This window comes from Paenibacillus sp. P4_E11 (genome assembly GCF_056401635.1).
On record NZ_JBFUIX010000348.1, the window covers coordinates 1 to 2,270 of the forward strand.

The window sequence follows — 2,270 nt, forward strand, 5'->3', positions numbered from 1 at the left end:
CCTTAGGAGATCTTTTTTACGAATGAAGATTCGGAATTTGAATCGGCCGATGAACTCCTGATCTTTCATTGTGTTGCGTCCTACCTCAAGAAGCAGAGACCTCTCTACGAGAAAGGTCTCTTTTCCTTTTGCAAATTGAAAGCGGACGGAGTGAACTTGACTAGCGAGAACATCTCGTCCAGCTCCTGCCGGCTGATTGTTATCTCTGTCTTGAACTTGCCGTAAATGTGTTCATTCTGCATCTCTCCTTATGCTGCTGGCGGGAAAATTATGTATATCATGATGTAACACAGTTACTTATTTTATGTAAGTATATATTTTATTTTTTTGCATTAACATCCCTTTTTCAAGTGATGGTTCCCCTCATTGTTCAACCATGAAAGTGTTACGCTCGGTGCACGGTATGTTAATATCGTCTCGGTTGACGTGTGTTACGCGCATGCTTATATGAGATTCGATGGTTACCTGTGACAGCGTATGCTTGGATGAAATCACCTGCAAACGTTCATAATAACCACGTTGTGCCAAATACATGTTCAGGTGATGGTAACCATGGTATGGAACAAGGTAACAAACGTGCTTGACCGCGGCAGCGAGGATTCCCCTGAAAAGGATGAAATCCCATTAACAATGGACGCCCTCAGACAGATGACGGCCAATATGTCCGATGCGGAAGTCATTGAACGTCCGGCTCTTGACGAGCGGACAATTACTCTCCTTTATATAAAAACATTAATCGATCTCGAGCGGCTGAATGAATCCGTCATCGGGCCGCTTAGTATCCTTTCCGATAATACGGTTTACGAATGCATCACCGCGTCCAGCATTTCGGAAGTTACTGGTCTGCAGAAAGCGAAACTGCTTCTTATGCAGGGCTCCGTTCTGGTGCACGACGACAGAATTGACCGGTGGTGGGCGGTGTCTCTGCCGAGTTCCTTGGGTCGCAGCATCGAGTCTTCCGATACGGAAACCATTATCTTAGGGCCTAAAGACAGCTTCAGTGAAAAAATCGATGAAAACATCACGCTCATTCGCAGGCGGCTACCGACGCCCGATCTGAAAACCGAACAATTCTCAGTTGGTTCCCTCAGCAAAACCACGATCGTGATCATGTACATGGAAGGCATCACCAATCCGAAGCATGTCGCCATAGCCAGAGAGAAAATCGAGGCTATTGATTATGATATGATTCTGGAAGCGTCCCATCTCAGTTTTTTTATGGAAGACCATGTCCACAGCGTTTTTCCGCAGTTTATGCAGACCGACCGACCGGATGCTTCAGCATACTACCTCGGTACGGGCAAGCTTGTCATAATGGTGGGAGGCACGCCCTTTGTTCTGATCGCTCCCATGACGTTCTTCCATTTGTTCCATTCCCCCGAGGATTATATTAACCGCTGGCTCGTGGCCAGCTTCCTTCGGTTAGTCCGCTATCTAAGCTTCATGCTTTCCATCACGTTAATTCCGCTATATGTGGCATTAACGACCCACCATTATCAAATGGTTCCGCTGCAGATCCTGTTCGTGCTTCTTGATTCCAGGAGCAAGCTTCCATTTACGCCTTTCTGGGAAGCCTGCAGCATGCTGATTACGCTGGAAATCATGAAAGAAGCCAGCCTACGGATGCCCGCCAAGTCGGGCCAAACGCTGGGGGTCATCGGGGGGATCGTGATCGGCCAAGCAGCAGTCGAAGCAGGCTTTGCCAGCAAGGTGCTGATCGTGCTTGTCGGAATCTCGGCCATCGCTTCATTCCTGGTGCCTAACTATATGATCACGAAAGCCAATACGATGGTTCAATTCGCTTTGCTCATTCTAGCCTCTTACCTCGGACTTCTGGGTGTCGTGCTGGGTATTATTCTGCTGCTCATCCACCTGAATGGGCTATCTTCCCTCAAACAGCCTTATTTTGCGCCGGTCGCCCCTTTTTTCTGGAGAGATTGGAAGGATCTATTCATCCGGGCTCCTCTGCCATCTTTAAGAAGCCGACCATTATTTTTGAACCCCCTGAAAAAGTGGAGATACAGCCGAAGGAGTTGATCGCGTGTCAGAAATATCGTTGTTCCAGAGAGAATCCACGTTTAGCGGCAAGTATATCTTTCTGATCGTGAATCGCCTTCAAATGCTGTACTTTGTGCTGCTTATGCCCCAGTATCTGGTTCATCCCTATATGGTCTGGGCCATCATCGCCGTTGGCATTATATCCAACATTAATCTGATGCTGCTTGCCAAATGGTTCGCTTCGCCCTATGCCAGCAAAGGCTATACCGGCT

At 47.8% G+C, this 2,270-nt stretch carries 2 protein-coding genes and 1 pseudogene; 2 read left to right on the forward strand and 1 reads right to left on the reverse strand.

All coding sequences use genetic code 11. From position 1 onward, the window contains the following. Nucleotides 1–104 precede the first annotated feature (104 nt). Nucleotides 105–242 (reverse strand): hypothetical protein, encoded by a 138-nt coding sequence (locus AC1DWB_RS33830; RefSeq protein ID WP_477545464.1) that lies wholly within the window; start codon nucleotides 240–242, stop codon nucleotides 105–107. A gap of 310 nt (nucleotides 243–552) precedes the next feature. Here AC1DWB_RS33830 and AC1DWB_RS33835 point away from each other — a divergent pair, with 310 nt between their 5' ends. Then, nucleotides 553–2,037: a spore germination protein gene (locus AC1DWB_RS33835; protein WP_477545465.1), complete on the forward strand. Its 1,485-nt coding sequence runs from the start codon at nucleotides 553–555 to the stop codon at nucleotides 2,035–2,037. A gap of 4 nt (nucleotides 2,038–2,041) precedes the next feature. After that, nucleotides 2,042–2,270: pseudogene (locus AC1DWB_RS33840) on the forward strand (GerAB/ArcD/ProY family transporter); the annotation flags it as partial.